Raw genomic sequence first — 24,593 nt, 5'->3', positions numbered from 1 at the left:
AACGGTTTTCACATGTAACGCCAATCGAAGGCGTCCGATGAGAGCCCCGTTGCGCGGGGGCTCTCAACTCGCGCGCTTTTATCCGAGATGCCATCTCCGCGGCGGGTCGGCATGCGCCATCCTTGGCGCCTCCTCCCCTAGTGAAAACATCCTGTTTCCACTGCTCTAACCACCTAAAATTAAACAAGAAACCAGATAGGGTTTTGTCTTTTGTCTTTCCGGCACGTTGTTCTTCAGCCGAATCGAGGAATGCAGGCTAGGATTCGCCGACAGGGATGTCGGCGAAAGAACGGAGGAGCCAGGATGGCGATTGCCGTTCGTTCCGTTAAAGCCGGAATGACGAGATGAGGGAACCTGCGAAGCAGGCTGAGGAACGGTGCCAAGCCCGGATGCAAGGCGGCGGCGATTGAGCCGCCTTGCTCGGACGCCAGCACTATGTCTATGTGAAACTCGGTATATTCGGCGTACGAAACCTTTAACTGTTCTAAGAGAGACTGGCGGACGAAACCCTTCACCGTCCATCTCTTCACCTTAGAACAGATCGCTGCCATTCTCCTCCCCCTCCCTCCTCCCCCCACCAAAATTCTTGTGATCAACACCTAGTTTCGGGAACGTTCCCGTTTCATAAAAGAGTCATTGTGACTACGCTTTATGCAACTCAGTTTTTATGGATCGAATGTATGGCGCCGATCCACGTTACTCTGAAATCAGAACGACTCTACAGGTACTCAATATGAGCAAGGTAAAACAAGATCAGGTTGATCGGCTGATCGCACTGGTGGGCGGGCGTGAAAATATTGCTACCGTCAGTCATTGCCTTACCCGACTGCGGTTTGTACTGAACGATCCGGCGCTGGCTGCGCCTAAAAAGATTGAAGAATTGCCGATGGTGAAGGGCTGTTTCACCAATGCAGGGCAATTTCAGGTCGTTATTGGCACGGACGTAGGTGATTGGTATCAGGCGTTGATTAACACGGCACACGTCGATGCCAGTAACAAAGAGCAGGCTAAAAAAGCCGCTCGCCAGAATATGAGCTGGTGGGAGATTGCGATTTCGCATTTTGCCGAGATCTTCTTCCCGTTACTGCCTGCGTTAATCAGCGGCGGTTTGATCCTCGGTTTCCGTAATGTGATCGGCGACATCCCGTTGGTAGATGGGCAACCGCTGACGGCATTACACCCGGCGTGGAAAACGGTTTATGACTTCCTGTGGCTGCTGGGCGAAGCGATATTCTTCTATCTGCCGGTGGGAATTTGCTGGTCAACGGTGAAGAAGATGGGCGGTACGCCGATCCTCGGTATCGTACTGGGGATTACGTTGGTTTCTCCACAGCTGATGAATTCGTACATGCTGGGTCAGCAGTTGCCTGAAGTATGGAATTTTGGCTGGTTCACGATTGAAAAAGTTGGCTACCAAGCGCAGGTGATTCCATCCGTGATGGCGGGTTTGGCCTTGGGTTGGATTGAGACCCGCTTGAAGCGCCTAATCCCAGATTATCTGTATCTGGTGGTCGTGCCAGTGACGTCGTTGCTTCTGGCGGTGTTCTTGGCGCATACCCTGATTGGCCCGTTTGGCCGCATGATCGGCGACGGCGTTGCTTGGGGGGTGAAAGCGGTGATGACCGGCAGTTTTGCTCCGATTGGCGCGGCGCTGTTTGGCTTCCTGTACGCGCCGTTGGTGGTCACCGGCGTGCATCAGACAACGCTGGCGATCGATATGCAGATGGTGCAAAGCATGGGCGGAACGCCGGTATGGCCGATTATCGCGCTGTCGAATATTACTCAAGCCTCTGCCGTGTTGGCGATTATTTTCATTAGCCGGAAAGCTAACGAACGTGAAATTTCGGTGCCTGCGGCGATTTCTGCCTACCTCGGCGTTACCGAGCCTGCGATGTACGGCATCAACCTTAAATATCGCTTCCCGATGCTGTGCGCCATGATTGGCGGTGCCTGCGCCGGATTGATTTGCGGTTTGTTTGGCGTGATGGCTAACGGCATCGGCGTGGGTGGATTGCCGGGTATCCTCTCTATCCAACCGAAATTCTGGGGAATTTATGCCGTGGCGATGGTGGTTGCGATTGTGGTGCCTCTTGCCCTTACTATTTTGATTTATAAGCGCAAACAGAAACGCGGCGAGTTGCCAGTATAACGAATGAATACGGCTGCGAGTCTCGTGGCCGTAGAGTGAATATAGGAATATGACGATGAGCGAAACAGTGCCGTGGTGGCAAAACGGTGTGATTTATCAAATCTACCCGAAAAGTTTTCAAGACAGTACCGGCAGCGGCACGGGCGATCTCAACGGGATTATTCAGCGTCTGGATTATCTGCAAAACCTTGGCGTGAGCGCACTGTGGCTGACGCCGGTTTATCCATCGCCGCAGATTGATAATGGCTATGACGTTGCTGATTACTGTGCCATCAATCCTGATTATGGAACGATGGCAGATTTTGAGCGCTTGGTTGATGAAGCCCATCAGCGTGGAATGCGTATCGTGATGGACATGGTATTTAACCATACCTCGACTCAGCATCCATGGTTTGTTGCGGCGCAGGATCCTAGCCACGAGAAGCATAATTTTTATATCTGGCGTGACGGTGAAGCGCAGGCGTTGCCGAATAACTGGCGGTCTAAATTTGGCGGCAACGCGTGGCAATGGTCTGAAAGCGCAGAGAAATATTATCTGCACTTATTCGCGCCGCAGCAGGCAGATCTCAACTGGGAGCATCCGCCGGTGCGTGAAGCGCTGAAAGCCGTGTGTCATTTCTGGGCGGACAAAGGCGTTGATGGTCTGCGTTTAGACGTGATCAATCTGGTGTCTAAGCAGCAGGATTTCCCAGACGATCTGCAAGGTGACGGGCGTCGTTTTTATACTGACGGCCCGCGTATTCATGAGTTTCTCAGCGAGTTTGGCCGTGATGTGTTTAAGCCTCGGGGCTTAATGACCGTTGGCGAAATGTCATCGACGCAGCTTGAGCATTGTCAGCGCTATGCGGCGCTAGACGGCAGTGAGCTTTCGATGACGTTTAATTTTCATCATCTGAAGGTGGATTACCCCGGTGGTGAAAAATGGACGCTGGCGAAGCCAGACTACGTTGAGTTGAAAAAGATTTTTGCCTATTGGCAGCAGGGAATGCATAACCGAGCGTGGAACGCGCTGTTCTGGTGTAACCACGATCAGCCGCGCATTGTGTCGCGTTTTGGTGATGAAGGTGAATCACGCAGCCTGTCGGCAAAAATGCTGGCGATGGTGCTGCATGGCATGCAAGGCACGCCGTATATTTATCAGGGCGAAGAGCTGGGTATGACTAACCCGGGCTTTACCGATATCGAACAGTACCGCGATGTTGAAAGCCTGAATATGTTCCGAGAGCTTAGCGAGCAGGGGCGAGACAGCGCAGAACTGTTAGCGATTCTGGCGACTAAATCGCGTGATAACAGCCGCACCCCAATGCAGTGGAATGCCAGCCCAAATGCGGGCTTTACGCAGGGAACGCCGTGGATAGAACCTGCGAGCAATTATACCGAGATTAACACTCAGGCGGCGGTCGCCGATGAAGCGTCGGTTTATTACTGCTATCAAGCGCTGATTAAGCTGCGCCAGCAATTGCCGTTACTGACCCACGGCGACTATGAGGATTTGCTGCCGAGCCATCCGGCGCAGTGGTGTTACCGTCGTAGTTATCAGGGGAAAAGCCTATATGTATTGGCCAACCTGAGCGCGCAAACGCAGACGCTGGAGATAAGCGGCGAGTTGCCGAAACAGGGGCGTGTGCTGATGAGCAATTACCCTCAGCAAAGCGCAGTTCCTCAGTCACTGCGGCCATATGAAAGTATTTATTGGCTTGTAGACGCATAATTATCTGACGTGAATCCCCCTGAGTTGGGGGATTTTTGTTGGCGGCAATCCTCACCAAATTGTGGTTGGCACCTCGTTTCAGAGGTTCCTGTTTCTTTATACTAAAACGATGTTTCAAAATAATTTAAGCGAAATATCGAGGAATGTATGATCACTGGAAATGTTAACCATCTAGAACTGTTGCCTTATTTACCTGCTCAGCTCAAGCAGGCGATTCAACATGTGATGGCGAATTTCAATGCAGATTCTGCGCTAGGCAAGTTTGATGTTGATGGCGAAAATCAGTTCGTGATGATTTTTAACGACTCAACTTCTCCAGCGGAAGAGCGCCGTCAGGAATTGCACGGCAAATATTTGGATATCCAAATTGTCTTAGCCGGGCAGGAAAAAATGGTCTTCAGCAATCTTGCTGCGCCGCAAGGCAGCGCTGAATGGCTTGAGGGCAAAGACATCGCCTTTTTACCTCTGGGTCAGCAGGGTTTAGAAGAGAAAAGTTTTATCATGAACGCAGGCGATTTCGTGGTGTTCTATCCCGGCGAATTACATAAGCCCATGTGCGCGGTGGGTGAGAATGCGCCGGTTAAAAAAGCGGTCGTGAAGATTTTGGTTAAGTGATTTTGCATAAATAGATCTTTGATTCATCGCAGTTTGCGCGACTGCGATGATTAAGTTTTGCTGAAATTGTCACCGCAGCGTGTATTTGTTGATATTGGTTAGAAAACCACGGATCCGCTCATCCCCATGTTTAAACAGTGAAACTTGAGTTTGTTGAACAAACGGGCGGAACGGCCTTTATCGGTGCGTTAGCAGACGCCGAAGCCATTTTACGCCGAGAGAAGGGCACCTGTATTACGCCAGAAACTGCGGCTGTTGTATAAAATAAAATCAGCGCGCCGTGAATGTCGGGCGCGCTGATTTATTGATGATGAGTGCAGTAATTACAATTTGCCTAATGTTGCCACCATCACGGCTTTAATGGTGTGCAGACGGTTTTCCGCTTCGTCAAACACGATGCTGTGCTCGGATTCAAACACTTCATCGGTCACTTCCATTCCGCCATGCAGCCCGTATTGCTCTGCCATCTGTTTGCCTACGGCGGTTTGATCGTCATGGAAAGCCGGTAAACAGTGCAGGAATTTTACCTGTGGGTTACCGGTCAGCTTGATCACATTCATGTTGATTTGATAAGGCAATAGCTGGGCGATACGCTCTTTCCACACCTCTTTCGGTTCGCCCATGGAGACCCAAACGTCGGTGTAAAGGAAATCGGCGTCTTTCACGCCTTCCGCCAGATCTTCGGTTAAAACCAGCTTCGCGCCGGTTTTGTCGGCGATCGTCTGACATTGAGCCACCAGTTCAGCCTCGGGCCAGCAGGCTTTTGGTGCAACGAGACGCAGCTCCATCCCCATCAGCGCAGCGCCTTCCAGCAATGAGTTGCCCATGTTATTACGCGCATCGCCAAGGTATGCCAGTTTTACCTGTGACAGCGGCTTATTTGGCATATGTTCTTGAATGGTGAGTAGATCGGCTAAGATTTGGGTTGGGTGAAATTCATTGGTTAATCCATTCCAAATAGGCACGCCGGCATACTGCGCCAATGTTTCAACCACGTCCTGCCCCCAGCCGCGATACTGGATGGCGTCGTACATTCTGCCCAGCACGCGGGCGCTGTCTTTGATGGATTCTTTGTGGCCGATTTGGCTGCCGTTTGAGCCTAAGTAGGTCACGTTAGCACCTTGGTCGTAAGCGGCAACTTCGAAAGAGCAGCGGGTTCGGGTGGAGTCTTTTTCGAAGATGAGCGCGATATTTTTGCCTTTCAGCGTTTGTGGTTCATTACCTGCTTTCTTAGCCTGTTTAAGCTCGGCGGCTAAAGTGAGTAGATATGCGATATCTGCAGGCGTGAAATCCAGTAATCTAAGAAAATGATGCTGATATAGCTGACTCATAGTGCTCATCCCCAATTGTGTTTTTATTGTGCTGCATGAATTAATATTCACATTATGTGTATTAAAATTCAAAATCAACCCCTGAGAGATAAATATTCACGTTTCTTATGGAGGCATGGGCGCGGCTGTGGGAGAATGAAAGTAGCGTGATTGCATACAGATTGAGGACAAAGGCATGGCAAATCCTGAGCTATTAGAAGAACAACGTGAAGAAACTCGCCTGATCATTGAAGAACTGCTGGACGACGGCAGCGATCCGGACGCGTTATACACCATTGAGCATCATCTTTCGGCGGATAACTTTGAGCTGTTAGAAAAAGCGGCGGTTGAAGCTTTTAAACTCGGCTATGAAGTCACCGATGCTGAAGAGCTGGAAGTTGAAGACGGTACGCTGCTAATGTGCTGCGATGTTATCAGCGAAGTTGGCCTGAATGCGGAAGTGATCGATACTCAGGTTGAACAGCTGGTAAACCTCGCTGAAAAAATGAATGTGAACTACGACGGCTGGGGCACCTACTTCGAAGATCCTAACGGTGAAGAAGGTGACGACGACGAAGATGACGACGCAGAAGGCGTTGATGAGGATGACAATGGCGTTCGCCATTAGATTTTAAGATGCTCATCTTTAACGTCGCATAGTTAACGTCATAGTGAGAATAGTGAATCCGGTGTCAGCGATGGCACCGGATTTTTTTATGTGCAAAAAGGCGATTTAATCACACTTCGCGGGCGTTTTTAGGATTAGCGCTATTTAGAATAGTTAGACCTTACAGCTCTCTCAGCATCCTGACTTCGCAGTCCACATGACGTGTGCTGCCGAGAGCTTCGGTAATATGGTTAAATCCGAGCTTCTCATAGAGCGCTATGGCCGCGGTGAGGGAGGCAGTGGTTTCTAGATAACATTGGCTAAAACCGTTCTCACGAGCAAAATCCATGGCTTGAATAGCCAATTGTTTGGCTAAACCTTTTCCGCGCAATACCGGCAGAAAATACATCTTTTGCAGCTCACACAGGCTGACGTCTGCGCCTTCAAGCGGAGCAACGCCGCCGCCGCCAACCACTTGCCCATCGAGCTCAACCACCCAATAGGCGCAGCGTGGCTGGCTATAAACGTCGAATAGATGGTCAAGGTTTGGGTCAGATACGGTATAGCCTTTGTCTGCGGTGAGGCCGCACTCAGCTGAAACTTCACGAATAACCTGCGCAATGGCTGCGTTGTCGTTTGCCGTCATCCGGCGCACCTGAAGTCGTAAAGGCGTTTCTGTTGTCATAGTCATTACCCGGTTGTTCCGTTGTGTAAACGTTCTGACGCACATCGCTATTTTAGGCTGTTGTCACGGAGCGTGTACCCCGCGTGATGGCGCACGAAATTCCTTAATACCACCGCTGATAGTGAGGATGCAAGCGTTCTGCGTGCGAGGTAAAAAAAAGCGGGGAACAATGTTCCCCGCTGATAGGTGTTTTGCTTACCGCGCTAGTTACAGCGCTGCAATCACCGCTTGCTGTTCGATGAGCTTCGCTTTGGCATCGGCGTAGCCGTTCATCTTCTCACGCTCTTTGGCAACAACGGCCTCAGGTGCGCGGGCCACGAAACCTTCGTTAGACAGTTTCGCTTCGATACGGCCAATTTCAGCTTCGATCTTAGCCACTTCTTTCGCTAAGCGATCGAGCTCTGCGTCTTTGTCGATAAGGCCAGCCATTGGGATCAGCAATTCAGCACCGTCAACCAGCTTGGTGACAGACACTGGGCCTTTATCGCCCGCAGCCAGCACGGTGATGCTTTCCAAACGCGCCAGAGCCTGAATGAAGCTTAGGTTCTCCTGTACGCGACGCTGAGCATCCGCGCTGCATTCACGCAGCAGCAGTTCCAGTGGCTTGCTTGGCGCAATATTCATCTCGGCACGAATGTTACGCACGGCGATGATGGTTTGCTTGATCCATTCCAGATCGGCCAGCGCTTTCTCATCAACCTGAGATGCGTCGTATTCTGGGAATGGCTGCAACATGATGGTGTCTGCAGTAATCCCTTTCAGGCCTTTCACGCGCTGCCAGATGGTTTCGGTGATGTATGGGATCACCGGATGTGCCAGGCGCAGCAGGGCTTCCAGCACGGTGACCAGCGTATTGCGGGTACCGCGCAGTTCAGCTTCTGAACCACCAGTCATGACCGGCTTAGCCAGTTCCAGATACCAGTCGCAGAACTGGTTCCATGTGAACTCATACAGAATATTGGCAGCCAGATCGAAGCGGAAGTTATCCAGTGCTTCGCGGTAAGCTTTTACCGTCTGGTTGAATTCGGACAGGATCCAACGGTCTGCCAAGGACAGAACCATTTCGCCGCCGTTTAGACCACAATCCTGATCTTCCGTATTCATTAGTACGAAGCGGCTGGCATTCCACAGCTTGTTACAGAAGTTACGATAACCTTCCAAACGCTTCATATCCCAGTTGATATCACGGCCGGTAGAAGCCAGCGCTGCCAAGGTGAAGCGCAGAGCATCAGTACCGTGTGGCTCAATGCCTTCTGGGAACTGTTTTTCGGTGCGTTTAGCAATTTTTTCAGCCAGCTGTGGCTGCATCATATTGCCGGTACGCTTCTCTAACAGTTCTGGCAGAGAAATACCGTCGATCATATCCAGTGGATCGATGACGTTACCCTTAGACTTAGACATTTTCTGTCCTTCGTCGTCACGGATAAGACCGGTCACATAGACGGTTTTGAATGGAACCTGTGGTTTGCCATTTTCATCTTTCACGAAGTGCATGGTCAGCATGATCATGCGCGCGATCCAGAAGAAGATGATGTCGAAACCGCTGGTTAACACGTTCGTTGGGTGGAAGGTTTTCAGCGCTTCGGTCTGTTCAGGCCAGCCCAGCGTTGAGAAAGTCCACAGACCAGAAGAGAACCATGTATCCAGAACGTCGTCGTCCTGTTTCAGTTCAACGTCTGCGCCTAAGTTATTTTCACGGCGTACTTCGTCTTCGTCACGGCCAACGAATACGTTGCCTTCGTTGTCGTACCAAGCGGGAATGCGATGACCCCACCACAGCTGACGAGAAATACACCAGTCTTGAATGTCGCGCATCCAAGAGTAGTACATGTTTTCGTACTGCTTAGGTACGAACTGGATTTCGCCTTGTTCAACGGCTTCAATCGCCACTTTCGCCAGCGGCGCAGTGCGAACGTACCATTGGTCGGTCAGCATCGGTTCGATAACCACGCCGCCACGGTCGCCGTAAGGAACGGTAAGATCGTGAGGTTTGATTTCAACCAGCAGGCCGGCTTCATCACAGGCTTTCACCACGGCACGGCGAGCGGCAAAACGCTCCATGCCACGGAACTGTTCTGGGATTTCGTTGCTGTAAACGTCGGTTTCTTCGCCGTTGGTATCCAAAACTTCTGCTTCGTCACGAATGTCGCCGTCGAAGGTCAGAATATTGATCATTGGCAGTGCGTGGCGGCGGCCAACTTCATAGTCATTGAAGTCGTGCGCAGGGGTGATTTTCACGCAGCCGGTGCCTTTTTCCATATCGGCGTGTTCATCACCGACGATAGGAATGCGACGGCCAACCAGCGGCAGAACCACGAATTTACCGATCAAATCTTTGTAGCGTGGATCTTCTGGGTTAACGGCAACACCGGTATCGCCCAACAGGGTTTCTGGGCGCGTAGTGGCAACCACCAGATAGTCTTTACCGTCGGCGGTTTTAGCGCCATCGGCCAGCGGATAACGCAGGTGCCACATGGAGCCTTTGGTTTCACGGTTTTCTACTTCCAGATCGGAGATAGCCGTGCGCAGTTTTGGATCCCAGTTAACCAGACGCTTACCGCGATAAATCAGGTCTTCTTTATACAGACGAACGAAAACTTCTTTCACCGCATTAGACAGGCCATCGTCCATCGTGAAGCGCTCGCGCTCCCAGTCGACGGAGTTGCCCAAACGGCGCATCTGGCGAGTAATGGTGCCGCCGGATTCTTCTTTCCACTGCCAGATTTTGTCGATGAAGGCATCACGACCATAGTCGTGACGAGTTTTGCCTTCTTCGGCGGCAATTTTGCGCTCGACGACCATCTGGGTGGCGATACCCGCGTGGTCGGTACCGACCTGCCACAGGGTGTTTTTACCCTGCATGCGCTGATAGCGGATCATGGTGTCCATGATGGTCTGCTGGAAAGCATGACCCATATGCAGGCTGCCGGTGACGTTCGGCGGCGGGATCATAATACAGAAGCTTTCTTTACTGGTGTCGCCATTCGGCTTGAAGTAGCCCTGCTGTTCCCAGTGCTCGTAGAGCGGCTGCTCAATGTCTTGCGGGTTATATGTCTTTTCCATGGTTCGTCTGTTCTTTGATTTGATCGATCAGTGAGTTGGCGGCGTAGCCGTGGTCAATTGAAAGCCGACGCTGCGGTAGATTTTATAGCGCTCACGCGCCAACTGTTTTAAAGCGTCTTCATAAGGAACGAAGTCTATCACTTCATGGAAAGCAGTAGCAAAATCTGCGAACTCGGTCTGCAAGCAGATCATCAGTTCACGCGGTGAATTACCCCGTTTTCCCGGCCATGAAAGTTCGACAGGAGCGCCATAATGTGGGCCTTCACCGGCCAGATTATGTGGCACAAACTGGTGCGGATCACGCGCCCAAAGGGCTTCATCTAATTTTTGAGCCTGTTCCTGACTTTGGCAAGCCAATAAAATTCGTTTACCGGAGCGCCAGTGTTGGGCGGCGAGATCACAGGCCAAAGCCTCAACGGCATCCAGTTCACCATCAGGTTGATGATGCTCCATGAGATAGAAGGTTGCCTGTTTCATGATGTGATATAGCCTTACGCTTGTGCAGCACTTATGAAGTAATGAAATACAACAACGAAAGACCCCCTCCCAGTCGTCTCTTAAAAACAGAGGTCTGGGGTGGGGGTTCTATTTATTTTAACTCAATTTTCTTAATCGTCGCCGTTCAGGCCTGCACGATTGAGCAAGAACTGAGAAAGCATGGCGACAGGGCGACCCGTTGCACCTTTTGCTTTCCCTGAACGCCACGCGGTGCCTGCGATATCCAGATGCGCCCAGCTATATTTGCGGGTGAATCGAGACAGGAAGCACGCTGCGGTAATCGCTCCACCAGGACGGCCACCGATGTTTGCCATGTCGGCAAAATTGGAATCCAGCTGATCTTGGAACTCATCCATCATTGGCAGACGCCATGCACGGTCACCGGCTTGTTCTGATGCGCTGATAAGCTCGGAGGCTAATGGGTTATGGTTTGCCATTAAGCCCGTCAAATGATGACCCAGTGCGATAACGCAGGCACCGGTCAACGTAGCCACATCGATAACCACATCGGGTTCGAAACGCTCAACGTAGGTTAACACGTCACACAGAACTAAACGTCCTTCGGCATCAGTATTGAGCACTTCAACGGTTTGGCCGTTCATCGTGGTCAAAACATCACCGGGACGATAAGCGCGGCCGCCAGGCATGTTTTCGCAACCAGCCAGTACGCCAACGATATTCAACGGAAGCTGAAGCTCAGCAGCCATGCGCATCACGCCGTAGACCGAAGCGGCACCGCACATGTCGTATTTCATCTCGTCCATGCTGTCAGCGGGTTTGATTGAAATACCGCCAGAGTCAAAGGTTAAACCCTTACCAACCAATACGATAGGTTTAGCATCTGGGTTTTTGTTGCCCTTATATTCAATCACGGACATCAACGATTCATTTTGTGAACCTTGACCCACGGCAAGATAGGCATTCATGCCTAGCTCTTTCATCTGCTGTTCACCGATAACGCGGGTGCTAACGTTCGGGCTGAAGCTGTCGGCAAGCTGACGAGCCTGTGAAGCCAAATAGCCTGCGTTACAGATGTTTGGCGGCATGTTGCCAAGATCTTTCGCGGCCTTAATACCGGCAGCAATGGCTAAGCCGTGCTGGATCGCGCGCTCGCCGCTAGTGAGTTCACGACGGGTTGGGACGTTGAACACCATTTTACGCAGTGGGCGGCGCGGTTCCGCTTTATTACTTTTCAACTGATCGAAGGTATAAAGCGTTTCTTTTGCCGTTTCGACCGCCTGACGCACTTTCCAGTAGGTATTACGGCCTTTGACGTGCAGCTCAGTCAGGAAGCAAACCGCTTCCATAGAACCGGTGTCATTTAGCGTATTAATCGTTTTTTGAATGACTTGTTTATACTGACGTTCGTCCAACTCACGCTCTTTGCCACAGCCAATTAGCAAAATGCGTTCTGAGAGTACGTTAGGTACGTGGTGCAGCAAGAGTGTCTGACCCACTTTACCTTCCAGTTCGCCACGGCGCAGTAGGGCACTGATGTAGCCATCGCTGATTTTATCGAGCTGTTCTGCGATTGGGGACAGTCGGCGCGGTTCGAAAACACCGACGACGATACAGGCGCTACGCTGTTTTTCCGGGCTACCGCTTTTTACACTGAACTCCATGCACTCTCCTGAATCTTAAAGACAGCGGCGCGGGGCGATGACTCAGCTATACTCGTTTCTTGAAGCCAGAAACGTTGCCAGAGTGACTATTATCTCGGCCCTTGCCGTTGAACTGACTGGAACACTCATTCACGGTTTTCTCTGATGATGGTGGTTTTTACCCACTTTATCATAGGAAATCGCGCAATTTTCTCTCATTCTGCAAGGCTTTTTAGGGGCAGTGCAGAGGGACGTTATATAATCGGTAGTTATTTTCTCGTTTTCGTTGCTAACGATTACGGTACAATTGTTTTACTGTACAATCAGTTTACCCTGCTTATCGCGATGTTGCTGCGGTGTGCGTTGTTTGCTGCAACGACAACAAGTTTGGGTATACATCACTCGTAGTGGGTGATTAGCCTTCTACGATGTGTCAGTTATAAGTGTGTTCCTATAGGTTACACTTGAGACACATGCTGTAATGCTATTCTGATTGTAACCGCCGCCATAATCATCATAAAAATGGCGGGTTAGCGTAGAAATTATCTATTTTCCTGCAAAAAGACAAGTTTTCACAGGCGTAATAAGCGTGATCATCATTAGATATCTGGTACGGGAAACGTTTAAGAGTCAGATTGCTATTCTATTTATCCTGCTGCTGATCTTTTTTTGTCAAAAGATGGTGCGGATACTCGGAGCGGCGGTTGACGGCGAAATTCCGACAAACTTAGTGTTATCTCTCCTTGGGCTAGGTGTGCCCGAGATGGCTCAGCTTATTCTGCCTCTTAGCCTGTTCCTTGGGCTATTGATGACGCTGGGTAAACTGTATACCGAAAGTGAAATCGTAGTTATGCACGCTTGCGGCCTAGGCAAAGGCGTGTTGATAAAAACTGCGATGATCCTTGCCTTCATTACCGGCGCGTTTGCATTGGTCAACGCGTTTTGGGTGAGTCCGTGGTCGTCGTTTCACTCTGATGAAGTGATGGCAGAAGCCAAGGCTAACCCAGGTTTAGCCTCGATGGTGGAAGGGCAATTCCAGCCGTCTAAAGATGGCAACTATGTGCTGTTTGTGGGTGACGTGAAGGGCAAAAAGTTTGAAAACATCTTTTTAGCTCAGCTACGTCCTAACGGCACCCAGCGCCCATCGGTGGTTGTGGCGGATACCGGCCATATGGAAGGGCGTCCCGATGGTTCTCAGCAGGTGGTATTGGATACCGGTACTCGCTATGAAGGTACCGCGATGCTGCGTGATTTCCGTATCACCGACTTTGTGAATTACGAAGCGGTTATCGGCCATCAGGCGGTGGTGCTTAATCCAAGCAATGCCGATCAGGCACCGATGACAGCGCTGTGGGAATCCAAAGAAAACGACTTCCGCGCAGAATTGAACTGGCGTATTACGCTGGTGTTCTCTGTCTTCGTGATGGCGTTGATGGTGGTTCCTTTGAGCGTGGTTAACCCACGTCAAGGGCGTGTGCTGAGTATGCTGCCAGCCATGTTGCTCTATCTGATCTTCTTCCTGCTGCAAAGTTCGCTGCGCTCTAATGCGGCGAAGGGCAAAATTGATCCGTTTATCTGGGTTTGGACCGTGAACGGGTTCTATCTGTTGCTCGCTGTTGCGTTGAATATTTGGGATACGCTACCGATGCGTCGGATCCGCGCACGAATCACCGGTAAAGGAGTCGCCTGATGCTTGGAGTATTAGACCGTTACATTGGGCGCACGATTTTCAGCACCATCATGGCAACGCTGTTTATGCTGGTGTCGCTGTCAGGGATTATCAAATTCGTTGATCAGCTGCGTAAAGTGGGTCAGGGCGATTATTCTGCGGCAGGCGCTGGCCTTTTCACCTTGCTCAGCGTGCCAAAGGATATTGAAGTCTTCTTCCCAATGGCTGCACTGCTTGGTGCGTTATTAGGGCTGGGTATGCTGGCCCAGCGCAGTGAGTTGGTGGTGATGCAGGCGGCAGGTTATACCCGCATGCAGATAGCCTCTTCGGTGATGAAAACCGCGATACCGCTGGTGATCCTCACGATGGCAATTGGTGAGTGGGTTGCGCCTCAGGGCGATCAGGCTGCGCGTAACTATCGTGCTCAACAGATGTACGGCGGTTCGCTGCTATCCACGCAAAACGGGCTGTGGGCAAAAGACGGCAGCGACTTTATCTTTATTCAGCGCGTGACCGGTGAGAAAACTATTCAAGGCATAAGCATTTATACCTTTGATAAAGAACGTCATTTGCAAAAGCTGCGCTATGCCAACTCAGCAACGTTTGAGGGCAATCAGTGGAAGCTTTCACAGGTGGAAGAATCAAATCTCACCGACAGCAAAAGGATCACCGGTTCACAAACGATAAGCGGTATGTGGAAAACCAACCTAACGCCAGATAAATTGGGCGTGGTTGCCATGAGCCCTGACTCCCTGTCGATTAGCGGTCTCTACCACTATGTGAAATACCTGAAACAAAGCGGGCAAGAATCTAGCCGTTATCAGCTCAATATGTGGAGCAAAATTTTCGCGCCGCTGTCTGTCGCGGTCATGATGTTGATGGCGCTATCCTTTATTTTTGGTCCATTACGCAGCGTTCCAATGGGCGTGAGGGTGTTGACGGGTATCAGCTTCGGCTTCTTGTTCTACGTGCTTGATCAGATTTTTGGGCCGCTAAGTTTGGTGTACAGCGTACCTCCAGTGTTAGGTGCTCTACTGCCAAGCCTGCTGTTCTTATTGATCAGTGTTTATATGCTGCTGAGAAAATCGTAGCGGCATCGCGTAGTTATTGAATATGAAACGGGCCATTGTTATGGCCCGTTTTTTTACGCTTAAATCCAATGTGCACTGTGTGGATCGGGCCTCTGGGTTAACTCAAGATCCTTTTTGGGCTCTTGCCATAGCTGATCGGTTAGCCGAAAAATCGATACTGCCTTAGCTAGCATATCGGACTGTTCTTCTACATTCGACGCGGTGGTAGCAACTTGCTCCACTAACGCAGCGTTCTGCTGAGTCACCTGATCCATCTGGTTGATAGCAATACTGACCTGAGCAACGCCGCGACTTTGTTCGTCGGACGCATAAGAGATGCTATCGACGATGCTGGTGGCTTTATTAACGTTAAGCACGATGTCGGCCATGGTTTCTCCTGCGTGCTCAACGAGTAACATGCCTTCTTTGATATCGTTGCTCGATGTCGCAATGAGATCGTTGATCTCTTTTGCTGAAAGCGAGCATCGTTGTGCCAAATTACGCACCTCACCAGCCACAACGGCAAAACCACGCCCTTGCTCTCCTGCGCGAGCGGCCTCAACCGCAGCATTTAGGGCTAAGATATTGGTCTGGAAGGCGATACCGTCGATTACGCTGATAATGTCACTCATTTTTTGTGCGCTATGATTGATGGTGCGCATTTTAGCGATGACCGACTCCATGACCTGTTCACCGTTATGGGCAATATTGGCGGTGCTATTGATCATTTGAGCGGCTTGCTGAGCATTTTCGGCATTTTGCTGCACGGTGGCGGTGATTTGCTCCATGCTGGCCGCGGTTTGAGCCAGCGCAGCCGCCTGTTCTTCGGTTCGGCTTGAAAGGTCGGTATTACCCGCAGAGATTTCGTGGGTGCCTATGTTGATAGACTCAACGCCTTGCCGCACGGTAGCAACGGTGGTCTGTAATCCGCTCTGCATTTTCTGTAATCCAGCCATCAATAGCCCAACCTCGTTGCTATTTTGTATGGAAATGATGCTACGTAAGTCACCCTGTCCAATCAGCTCGAAATAGTCAGTCGCTTCTTGCAGTGGATGAACAAGCACTCTTTTAATCCAAAAATGCACGGCTAAGCACATGAAAACGCATAAAATTAGTACGGTGATGAGTAAGCGTATAAATTCGGAATACGCTTGTTTGGCTATGTCTCTGGCGTCATCGTTGTTCTTAAGGGAAATGCTAATATATTTTTTTACCCATCCTTGAAATAAGGCTCGCGTTTTTACCTTTTCAGTTTTCAATTGAAAAAGCTTATCAACTAATACGCTTGGAGATGGTTCGGATAAAGCAATGCTGATCTGCTTTTCTATGTTATCGGCATTGTTTTGGAATGCATTTTTAATTTGTTCACCCAATTTAACATCATGATTTGTTAGCCCTGGAATCTTCCAAAATAGATCAAAGGATTTATTGGCAAGCGCCATGTTTTCACGAGCCGCCTGTATAGAATCTTTATTAACAGCGCCTTGTGGATTGACTGCATATTCAAGAACAATGTTATTGATGGCTGATTGAGCTTGTTGAAGATAGGCACCACTGCTGCTGAGCGCGTTTTGCTCATCGGCGATGACGCTCATTGCGCTAATGCTATCGCTATTTTTTTTGATGAAGTAGAACCCAATCAGGTTAGAGCCTATTTGTATCAAACCAAATAAATACAGCACTAGCAGCATGCCGCTGGCGATTTTAATATTTTTAAACATAGGTGTAGCTCCAATAATAAACCACATCTTTGGAAAGGTTTTTTCCGTGGGTCTTTGTGTTATCGGAGATAGGCCAAATTTATTTAGGTTTAAAATACATCCAAATTAGCAATAATAAATGCAAATAAATCCATTAAATAAATATATTGAATGAATTTATTTAGTTTAATTTTGAAATAAAAAAGGGACATAAAAATGTCCCTTAATTAAACTCAAGCCACAGTTAGTGCTGTTGCTGTGCTAGCTCGCTGACTAACTGATTAACACCGTCGCTCATATTAGTAAATTTGGTTAGTTCAGTGCGGGCAACAACCGCAAACACGCCAACGTTTTTGTCTGGGATCATCGCCATATAGGTAATGAAGCCACCGCCGCCGCCGGTTTTTTGCATGATGCCTGGCAAGCCGTTTTGTGGCGCCATATATACCCACCCCAAGCCAAGCGCTGATGCTTTACCTGGAACATCCATTCCTTTAACCAGCGTAAGTTTTTCGCGCTGATAATACATTTTCAGCAGCTTATCGGCGTAAGGGCTACGAGGCTGGGTTGATGAAGATAAGAACTGTTGCATCCAGCGCTGCATGTCTTCCGGTGTGGAATACACACCGCCGCTACCGATAGCCGCTAGGCTGCTTTGGCATGGGCTCGCGCCGCGTGCGGGTACGATCATACGTGAGCATTGCTCGGGGGAGGGGGTATATGTGGTGTCTTTCATGCCCAACGGCAGAGTCACCTTCTCTTTGAGCAGGCTCGGATAAGCTTTGCCCGTTGCTTGAGCAAGCGCATCGGCCAGCAGGTCAAACGCCAGATTCGAATAAGATGCTCGCACGCCGGGTGGCACCGCGACTTTGGCGCTTTTCATCCATTGCCAGCGATCGTATTTTGTTGGCCAGGTAAATACGTCTCGATGTGCAACTCCGCCCGGCTGTTCGCGCGGCAAACCACTGGTATGAGAGGCGAGGTTCATCAGCACGATCGGCTGGTTGGCGCTATAGGACGGAACTCGCATTCCGCTAGGCGCGTACTTTCTCAATGGGTCATAAAGGCTGACTTTTCTTTCATCGGCGAGCTTAACCAACACTTCACTGGTCATGAGCTTGGTAAGGGAGGCGATACGGATTAAGGAGTCTTTGCGCGGACGGGTATCATTGCCGGGGCGAGTTTCGCCAAAACTTCTAAACACCTGCTGGTTGTTATCGATAGCAACCATGGCCATTGCAGCGGCACCACTATTGTAAAAAATATGTTCAGCGTAACCATCAACCACCTGTGAAGCTAAAGGCTCAGGTGGTTGAGCAGAACTTGTAAGTGGCAGTACCGCACAGGCGACGCCCAGCAGCGTCGCAGGGAAAAATTTCAACACGCGTTTATCCATTTTTTCAGGCAAGAGACAGGTCAGATTTTTTAGTGGGAACATCTTAATGCCAACCGTATGCGCTGGCAGAGCGGAATTCATCAGTTTTTTGTAAATAAAACCAAACGGTACATGTGGAAACAAAAATGATTGTGACGTAGCTCACACGCAGAGCTAATCTTAGAATAGAACCCAGTTTGGTTTGGTGAACACCAAAAATACGTTAGGAAGATGAGCACTAATGTTTTCCTCTTTTGCGTTTGTGCACATATAATGCGCAGCCAGTCTTCACTGGCTAAAATCGACAACCGCCTGTGCGCGGTACTAGCACCCAACAGGAATATAAACATGAAAATGAGTATCCGTGCGCTCTTCACGGTGCTTCTGGCAACGACTGCTTTTATGCAGTCTGCATTTGCCGTGGTATACCCTTTACCGGCGAATAACAGCCGTCTGATTGGTGAAAACATTCAGGTAAAAGTGCCAGAAGATAACAAACAGCCTCTGGAACATTTTGCTGCTCAGTACCAAATGGGCCTGAGTAACATGTTGGAAGCGAATCCGGGCGTAGATGCGTACCTGCCAAAGCCGGGTATGACGCTGACTATCCCGCACCAGTTGATTCTGCCTAATACTCCACGTGAAGGCATTATCATCAACAGTGCAGAGATGCGTTTGTACTACTATCCAAAAGGCTCTAAAACCGTCGTGGTTCTGCCGATTGGTATTGGTGAGCTAGGTCGCGATACGCCAATGAACTGGGTGACTTCGGTTCAGCGTAAAAAAGCGGGCCCAACATGGACGCCAACTAAAAAAATGCACGAAGAGTACGCCGCTAACGGTGAGACTCTGCCACAGGTATTCCCTGCTGGTCCCGACAACCCAATGGGCCTGTACGCGCTGTATATCGGCCGTTTGTATGCGGTTCACGGTACTAACGCCAACTTCGGTATTGGCCTGCGCGTAAGCCACGGCTGCGTGCGTCTGCGCGATGACGACATCAAATACCTGTTTGATAACGTTCCAGTAGGCACTCGCTTACAGTTCATCAATGAACCTGTAAAAGCGACCGTAGAGCCAGATGGATCTCGCTATATCGAGGTTCACAATCCGCTGTCTACCACTGAGCAGCAGTTCAACTCTGACGCGCCAGTACCTGTTGTGCTGACCGACGCCATCAACAAAATTGTTTCTGATCCAAGCGTTCAGACCAGCGCCGTTGATAATGCAGTAGCAGCACGTTCAGGTATGCCAATTAAAATCAACTGATTGCATAATCACTTGATGTGAGTTACCGAAAGGCGGGATATATCCCGCCTTTTTTACGTCTCACGCTCAGATATGCGCTGCAGTTTCATGCAGATGACGCCATAACACTTTCCCCTGACTATCTTTTTCAAAGACCGCCGTTGAGAAGCGAACGGTTTTCGGCTGTTCTGGTTGTGTCTGTGTTTCCTTATAGCTAACGACCGCGCCATTTTCCCACTCAGCGATGATAGCCATCTCTGAGACCTCGATGTTCAGCCCCGCTTTGGCGCCTCCATTCGCACGGAAAAATCCACACACCGCAGGATAATTCAGCAGCATGCCGCTCATTCCCACCATGGTGAATGCAGGGCTAAAGTGCGATAGCAGCTGTTCACAAAGCGCTTCGCTGGCAGACGCATTGGCAAACCACTGCTGAATGAGTTCATGTGATTCGACAACTTCAACAAAAAACGGATTATTTGCGGACATGGGGTTTCCTAGAGAGAAGCGTATAACGCAATGTAATGACGGAACTCGTTAACAGCAACCCTGATAGACGTGAGCAAATGCCACAATTTCTCTTCGATGCGTAGGTAAATGAAATTACGCGAGGTATAAACGGCGGCAAAAGAGCCGCCAGACCGCAGATGGTGAGTAATAATTGCTGATAAAATATCCGCATAGGCGTTATTTATTGTACCTTCGTCGTTTTTTTAGGCACTTAAACAATTGAATGCAGGATAAGTATTGCGTGGGGGTCGTGGCTAGGTATAATGCACTCGTTTTCCGCATACTACTTCTGTGCCGAAGTGGCGAAATCGGTAGACGCAGTTGATTCAAAATCAACCGCCGCAAGGTGTGCCGGTTCGAGTCCGGCCTTCGGCACCATTTGTATGTAAATAGACCTCAACTGAGGTCTTTTTTTATGCCTAAAATCCAGTCCCCGCAAGGCTTCTCTCGCTTTTTCAGTCAACATAAGTCAACCTGATTCAATCTACATCAACTTACTGATGTGGGTACATCTGCGGGTATATCCCGGTTCGATAATGTTTGTACCCACACAGAACCCTTGAAAGGATACTCAACATGGCTCTGAGTGATGTGAAGGTTCGTACAGCTAAGCCGGAAGCAAAAGCTTATAAGCTGACAGATGGTGACGGCATGGTATTGCTGGTTCATCCTAACGGTTCCAAGTATTGGCGGCTGCGTTATCGCTTCGGCGGAAAAGAAAAGATGTTGGCGTTGGGCAAATATCCTGAAGTGTCATTGGCTGATGCCAGGGTACGACGTGAAGAAGCCCGCAAGCATTTAGCTAATGGTGTCGATCCTAGTGAGAACAAGAAAGCCGTTAAGGTAGAACAAGAGCAAGAGGCGATAACTTTTGAAGTGGTCGCCAGAGACTGGCACGCAAGTAATCAAAAGTGGTCTGAGTCGCATAGTGCCCGTGTGTTGAAGAGCCTGGAGGATAACCTCTTTGCTGCCATTGGTAAGCGGAATATTGCTGAACTAAAGACCAGAGATTTACTTATCCCTATAAAAGCCGTAGAGACATCTGGACGTCTTGAAGTGGCGGCGCGTCTACAACAAAGAACAACAGCAATTATGCGATTTGCCGTGCAAAGCGGTTTAATCGACTACAACCCCGCACAAGAGATAGCCGGTGCAGTAGCTACGGCTAAACGACAGCATCGCGCTGCTCTAGAACTAAATCGCATTCCTGAATTACTTCATCGCATTGATCGTTACTCCGGTAGGCCGTTAACCAGGTTGGCCGTGGAGCTCACCTTGTTAGTTTTCATCCGATCTAGTGAGCTACGTTTTGCTCGCTGGTCAGAAGTTGATTTCGAAACTGCTATGTGGACGATTCCGGGAGAGCGTGAGCTACTGGAAGGTGTTAAATATTCTCAGCGTGGCTCAAAGATGAAGACGCCGCATCTTGTTCCCTTATCGCGACAAGCTCTCGCCATTTTGGAAAAGATCAAAAGCATGAGTGGAAACCGTGAGCTGATCTTCGTTGGTGATCACGATCCGCGTAAGCCGATGAGTGAAAACACGGTGAATAAAGCACTGCGTGTAATGGGCTACGATACGAAAGTTGAAGTGTGCGGTCACGGTTTTAGAACCATGGCTTGTAGTTCGTTGATTGAGTCAGGATTGTGGTCGAAGGATGCGGTAGAGCGGCAGATGAGTCATCAGGAGCGTAACTCTGTGCGTGCGGCTTACATTCATAAGGCCGAGCATCTGGGAGAGCGCAGGCTAATGCTGCAGTGGTGGGCTGATTATCTTGATGCTAATCGGGAGAAGGCGGTGAGTCCGTTTGATTTTGCCAGAAAACCTTGAAAAATCATATTGAACCCGGTGGCTAATGCCACCGGGATCATATTTTTATTATTTTATTTTGACGTATATTCTGTCCAGCGAGAGCATAAGATAAACAACCAAAGTTTAACTATCCAATGCTAGATTCGTGCCCCGAATCGCTCTACGCTTAGGTAAAGTGACTTATGCTAATAAATAAAAACACTATTTTGGGAACTGAATATGAGTTTTTTAACGGATGAAGAAATCAACGCATTATCAATAAAAAGGATGATTTTTCATGTGGTTGGTGGGGAGCTGGAAATTCCTGTTTTACTTAGTGAAATTTCGCCCCCGGCGCATGTTGATTTCTTTCTGGAACGGATTAAATCTGCACTGAGTGGCAATATGTTCCATTTTAAGAAATTGTCCAATACAGAGCGAATCCTGAGGCTCATCAGGGACCATGCAGACACCGATACCACCTGTTTTACTGAGCAATCCACCTTATTGGCAAGCGATTTCCAGTCTCACCATCACACCAAGAATGCCAGTATGGGCGTTTTTTTCCTTTTCGAACTTCATACCCTCAGCGATGAGAAACTGTATGCGCTAATTAAATATGATAATGAAGATGTGGTTCGTTATGTGCTGGATGCTGAAGGAGATGAGTTTCAGGTCCCAAAACTCGAACGTTTTCGCGAGAGTTTCGTAAAAAAAGCCGAAGCCATGCAGAAGATTGCACTGGTACGCCTGAATGAAGGTTTTGCGGGTGGGCTCGTAGTCGTACGAGATCGCAGCAAACGTACCAACATCTCTGTCTATTTTGAACGCTTTCTGCAGGTCAAGCGCGTCAATGACCCAACTGATCTAAGCGATAAACTGGTTACCGTATTAAAAGATGTCTACAAGAAGCATCGTAACTTACTACCTGAAGAGATCAAGCGCAGCGGCGTTAACAAAATTTATGAAACTTTACGCCATGGCGAGCAGGACTTTAACACTGATGAAGCACTTCCCTTGCTGACCCAGATTTTTGGTCCCCTAGAAGAAGATCACGCTCTGGTTAAGTATTTTTTCCGTAAGATAAAGGACTTAGGAATTTCAGGTGAATCTTTCCGCATCATTCCGGATAACATCCAGAAGCCACGGAAAAGAAAACTGGAAACCCTTGAAGATGTTATCGTTATCTACGATGAAGACAATGCGCCAATAGTCGAAACTATGGAAGACGGGCGAAAACGAATTGTAATTGTGACGGCAGGGCTTGTGACAGATGACATCGATACTGGAAAAAATCGGTAAGGCAATAGACCATTCACGTCATTCATCTGACCTTGTGATCACGGAGGACCATCAGCTGTCCATCCGTAAACTATTTATTTCCGGCACAATGGATAATGAATCCCTTGAGCTATGGGGAGAAGTAGTGGATGCACATGCAGAAGATCTCAGGATTATTTTTGTCGATGAGAGCCGGGATGTTATTCATCCAAGAGAGGGGATATCAGGCCAGAAACACTACATCACCATTACCTGTAATGAGCTCCCGGGGATACTGAGGCTCTTCACCTTCGAGGGGTGGCGAACTTTTTTACTTCAAGACAACAAACTCTGTAAGTATAAATATATTTATGGGCTGTTTATTACTGAAGAATTTCAGACACTTTGCTGGTCTGTGCTCCCGTGGAAAGAGATGCTACCGGTTCAGACTAGTTGCAATACTACAGCCAAAAAAACCTCAGTAACAAAAAGCATTATCAAATGTTATTCAACAGCATTTCTACCTCCGGATGCCATTGCCCCTTGGATACTTGAAACTTCAGGGAGAAGGGATGATGAAGCAATAACGCTATGGAAATCACTTGGATGTCGCGAGTTATTGAAATGTTTTGCGAATGAACTTTTTTCTGCTGAAAAAATGATGGTAGGGCTTGCCGGTAAGCCGCCAAGAAAAATAGCATTTGGTGATGAAACTTTAGCGCAACCTTCTTTTGATATTATTCAGGAGGCGGCAAAGTGGATTTTCTTGGAGGGAAATGAAACAGAGCTCAAACATACGTTTCTATCCAGCGAATTGGCCAGAGAGTGGCCTGCAGATATGGACTTCTGTGAGGGTATAATGCTACGTCTCCCTTCTGCACTAGAGTCAGCGCGGTTATTGTACAAGGCACATATTCGGAGTGGTAGTAAAGACACTATGAAATCCTTGGGAGATTTGCGGAAAACGCTGACTGAAGATACACAAAAGATTATTCAGCAATCCCGAGAATTATCTTCCACTCTTTGGAAAGATATGGCTCTTGTCATTAGTGTCCTAGTCGTTCGTTACAGTCTGGATGCTGCCAAATCAGTTGGGTTACAAAAGATCTACGCCCTGGTTTTTTGTGGCATTGCAATTTATATCGTTATCTCGTATGGAATGTCTGTCTATATCAACAGGCAAACTATTTCACTGCTTGAAAGAGTAAGAACGACATGGCGCACTAAGTTATATGGATTTCTGGATGAGCAGGACTATCAGGAGCTAGCTAGTCGTCCCGTAAAAGATGCTATGGGGTCATATAGTCGGGTAGAAAGAATGACTTCTGTTGTCGTCATTCTTTTGGTCATAATTCTGTTAACCGCTGCATGCAGTGAGTTTTGGTCATTCGGCACGTTTATTAAGTATATTCATACTTGGACCACTGGCATTTTGTAAATTCCTTATCATCCGGAGTCTATAAATGATCTACGGACATTTACGATATATTTTCGCCGGAGGTTTCTTATCGATGAATTATTATGGTTCCATTCAACGGGAATATTCTAGGAACTCCGTACCAGCACTAGTAAGTACCAACGGAAATTTCCTGAGCGCAGTAACATCATCAAACAGATGAGTGAAGCCAGTATTAACATAGTGATCAAACATATCGGCTAAGATGGTAACGCTACTGGTAACCGATTCCGCATTCGATGAGTACGATCCTGCATGAACAAGGCTTTGGATTG

Annotated in this window: 20 protein-coding genes and 1 tRNA gene; 12 read left to right on the top strand and 9 right to left on the bottom strand. The window is 48.9% G+C overall.

The window, feature by feature from the left end; translation table 11 throughout:
• The first annotated feature begins 733 nt into the window (after positions 1-733).
• From treB to BN1044_RS24030, 4 genes are all read left to right on the top strand, one after another.
• Positions 734-2,149, top strand: a complete 1,416-nt coding sequence (gene treB, locus BN1044_RS20105) for a PTS trehalose transporter subunit IIBC (protein WP_072310230.1) — start codon at positions 734-736, stop codon at positions 2,147-2,149.
• A gap of 55 nt (positions 2,150-2,204) precedes the next feature.
• The gene (gene treC, locus BN1044_RS20100; RefSeq protein WP_072310165.1) at positions 2,205-3,860 is read left to right on the top strand and encodes an alpha,alpha-phosphotrehalase; all 1,656 of its coding nucleotides are present in this window, start codon (positions 2,205-2,207) and stop codon (positions 3,858-3,860) included.
• 147 nt (positions 3,861-4,007) lie between these two features.
• A complete protein-coding gene (locus BN1044_RS20095) occupies positions 4,008-4,475 on the top strand; it encodes a NanQ anomerase/TabA/YiaL family protein (RefSeq protein WP_072310164.1) in 468 nt (155 codons plus the stop codon).
• Positions 4,476-4,612: 137 nt separating this feature from the next.
• On the top strand, positions 4,613-4,738 hold the full coding sequence (locus BN1044_RS24030) for a hypothetical protein (protein ID WP_432612994.1): 126 nt from the start codon (positions 4,613-4,615) through the stop codon (positions 4,736-4,738).
• Between the two features lie 60 nt (positions 4,739-4,798).
• On the opposite strand, the gene argF is transcribed toward BN1044_RS24030, so the two are convergent.
• A complete protein-coding gene (gene argF / locus BN1044_RS20090; protein ID WP_175421631.1) occupies positions 4,799-5,815 on the bottom strand; it encodes an ornithine carbamoyltransferase in 1,017 nt (338 codons plus the stop codon).
• Between the two features lie 166 nt (positions 5,816-5,981).
• Here argF and rraB point away from each other — a divergent pair, with 166 nt between their 5' ends.
• The gene (gene rraB / locus BN1044_RS20085; RefSeq protein WP_040046126.1) at positions 5,982-6,413 is read left to right on the top strand and encodes a ribonuclease E inhibitor RraB; all 432 of its coding nucleotides are present in this window, start codon (positions 5,982-5,984) and stop codon (positions 6,411-6,413) included.
• A gap of 160 nt (positions 6,414-6,573) precedes the next feature.
• On the opposite strand, the gene BN1044_RS20080 is transcribed toward rraB, so the two are convergent.
• From BN1044_RS20080 to pepA, 4 genes are all read right to left on the bottom strand, one after another.
• The gene (locus BN1044_RS20080) at positions 6,574-7,077 is read right to left on the bottom strand and encodes a GNAT family N-acetyltransferase (protein WP_072310162.1); all 504 of its coding nucleotides are present in this window, start codon (positions 7,075-7,077) and stop codon (positions 6,574-6,576) included.
• 207 nt (positions 7,078-7,284) lie between these two features.
• The gene (locus tag BN1044_RS20075) at positions 7,285-10,140 is read right to left on the bottom strand and encodes a valine--tRNA ligase (protein WP_072310161.1); all 2,856 of its coding nucleotides are present in this window, start codon (positions 10,138-10,140) and stop codon (positions 7,285-7,287) included.
• 27 nt (positions 10,141-10,167) lie between these two features.
• Entirely contained in the window at positions 10,168-10,617 is a 450-nt protein-coding gene (locus tag BN1044_RS20070) for a DNA polymerase III subunit chi (protein ID WP_025798359.1), read from the bottom strand.
• 131 nt (positions 10,618-10,748) lie between these two features.
• Positions 10,749-12,260 carry a leucyl aminopeptidase gene (gene pepA / locus BN1044_RS20065; RefSeq protein ID WP_072310160.1) on the bottom strand — a complete coding sequence of 504 codons (1,512 nt, stop codon included), beginning with the start codon at positions 12,258-12,260 and terminating at the stop codon, positions 10,749-10,751.
• Positions 12,261-12,828: 568 nt separating this feature from the next.
• On the opposite strand from pepA, the gene lptF reads away from it, so the two are divergent.
• Both lptF and lptG read left to right on the top strand, forming a co-directional pair.
• Complete coding sequence (lptF, locus tag BN1044_RS20060) at positions 12,829-13,929, top strand: LPS export ABC transporter permease LptF (protein ID WP_072310159.1); 1,101 nt, start codon at positions 12,829-12,831, stop codon at positions 13,927-13,929.
• Positions 13,929-14,999 carry an LPS export ABC transporter permease LptG gene (gene lptG / locus BN1044_RS20055; RefSeq protein WP_072310158.1) on the top strand — a complete coding sequence of 357 codons (1,071 nt, stop codon included), beginning with the start codon at positions 13,929-13,931 and terminating at the stop codon, positions 14,997-14,999. The genes lptF and lptG overlap by 1 nt, the downstream gene beginning before the upstream one ends.
• Before the next feature lie 59 nt (positions 15,000-15,058).
• Here the strand turns inward: lptG and BN1044_RS20050 are convergent, their stop codons facing one another.
• Together BN1044_RS20050 and ampH are read right to left on the bottom strand one after the other, a co-directional pair.
• Positions 15,059-16,699 (bottom strand): methyl-accepting chemotaxis protein, encoded by a 1,641-nt coding sequence (locus BN1044_RS20050; RefSeq protein ID WP_072310157.1) that lies wholly within the window; start codon positions 16,697-16,699, stop codon positions 15,059-15,061.
• 223 nt (positions 16,700-16,922) lie between these two features.
• Complete coding sequence (ampH, locus tag BN1044_RS20045; RefSeq protein WP_072310229.1) at positions 16,923-18,074, bottom strand: D-alanyl-D-alanine-carboxypeptidase/endopeptidase AmpH; 1,152 nt, start codon at positions 18,072-18,074, stop codon at positions 16,923-16,925.
• 327 nt (positions 18,075-18,401) lie between these two features.
• Here ampH and BN1044_RS20040 point away from each other — a divergent pair, with 327 nt between their 5' ends.
• Complete coding sequence (locus BN1044_RS20040) at positions 18,402-19,322, top strand: L,D-transpeptidase family protein (RefSeq protein ID WP_025798346.1); 921 nt, start codon at positions 18,402-18,404, stop codon at positions 19,320-19,322.
• Between the two features lie 66 nt (positions 19,323-19,388).
• Here the strand turns inward: BN1044_RS20040 and BN1044_RS20035 are convergent, their stop codons facing one another.
• Positions 19,389-19,790, bottom strand: coding sequence for a DUF4440 domain-containing protein (locus tag BN1044_RS20035; RefSeq protein WP_072310156.1), 402 nt, complete (start codon positions 19,788-19,790; stop codon positions 19,389-19,391).
• A 314-nt stretch (positions 19,791-20,104) separates the two neighbouring features.
• Here BN1044_RS20035 and BN1044_RS20030 point away from each other — a divergent pair.
• From BN1044_RS20030 to BN1044_RS20015, 4 genes are all read left to right on the top strand, one after another.
• A tRNA-Leu gene (locus BN1044_RS20030) sits at positions 20,105-20,189 on the top strand.
• A 198-nt stretch (positions 20,190-20,387) separates the two neighbouring features.
• A complete protein-coding gene (locus tag BN1044_RS20025; protein WP_072310155.1) occupies positions 20,388-21,641 on the top strand; it encodes a tyrosine-type recombinase/integrase in 1,254 nt (417 codons plus the stop codon).
• A gap of 201 nt (positions 21,642-21,842) precedes the next feature.
• Positions 21,843-22,904, top strand: a complete 1,062-nt coding sequence (locus tag BN1044_RS20020; RefSeq protein WP_072310154.1) for a nucleoid-associated protein — start codon at positions 21,843-21,845, stop codon at positions 22,902-22,904.
• Positions 22,876-24,300 carry a hypothetical protein gene (locus BN1044_RS20015; RefSeq protein ID WP_072310153.1) on the top strand — a complete coding sequence of 475 codons (1,425 nt, stop codon included), beginning with the start codon at positions 22,876-22,878 and terminating at the stop codon, positions 24,298-24,300. The genes BN1044_RS20020 and BN1044_RS20015 overlap by 29 nt, the downstream gene beginning before the upstream one ends.
• Before the next feature lie 93 nt (positions 24,301-24,393).
• Here BN1044_RS20015 and BN1044_RS23725 read toward each other — a convergent pair.
• On the bottom strand, positions 24,394-24,593 hold a 200-nt coding region (locus BN1044_RS23725; protein ID WP_217492956.1), incomplete at its 5' end, for a hypothetical protein.

Origin of the sequence: Hafnia alvei (genome assembly GCF_900095695.1) — a bacterium.
Lineage (GTDB): Bacteria > Pseudomonadota > Gammaproteobacteria > Enterobacterales > Enterobacteriaceae > Hafnia > Hafnia alvei_B.
Note: the sequence above shows the minus strand (reverse complement) of the source record. Positions and strands in the feature narration are given on the sequence as shown.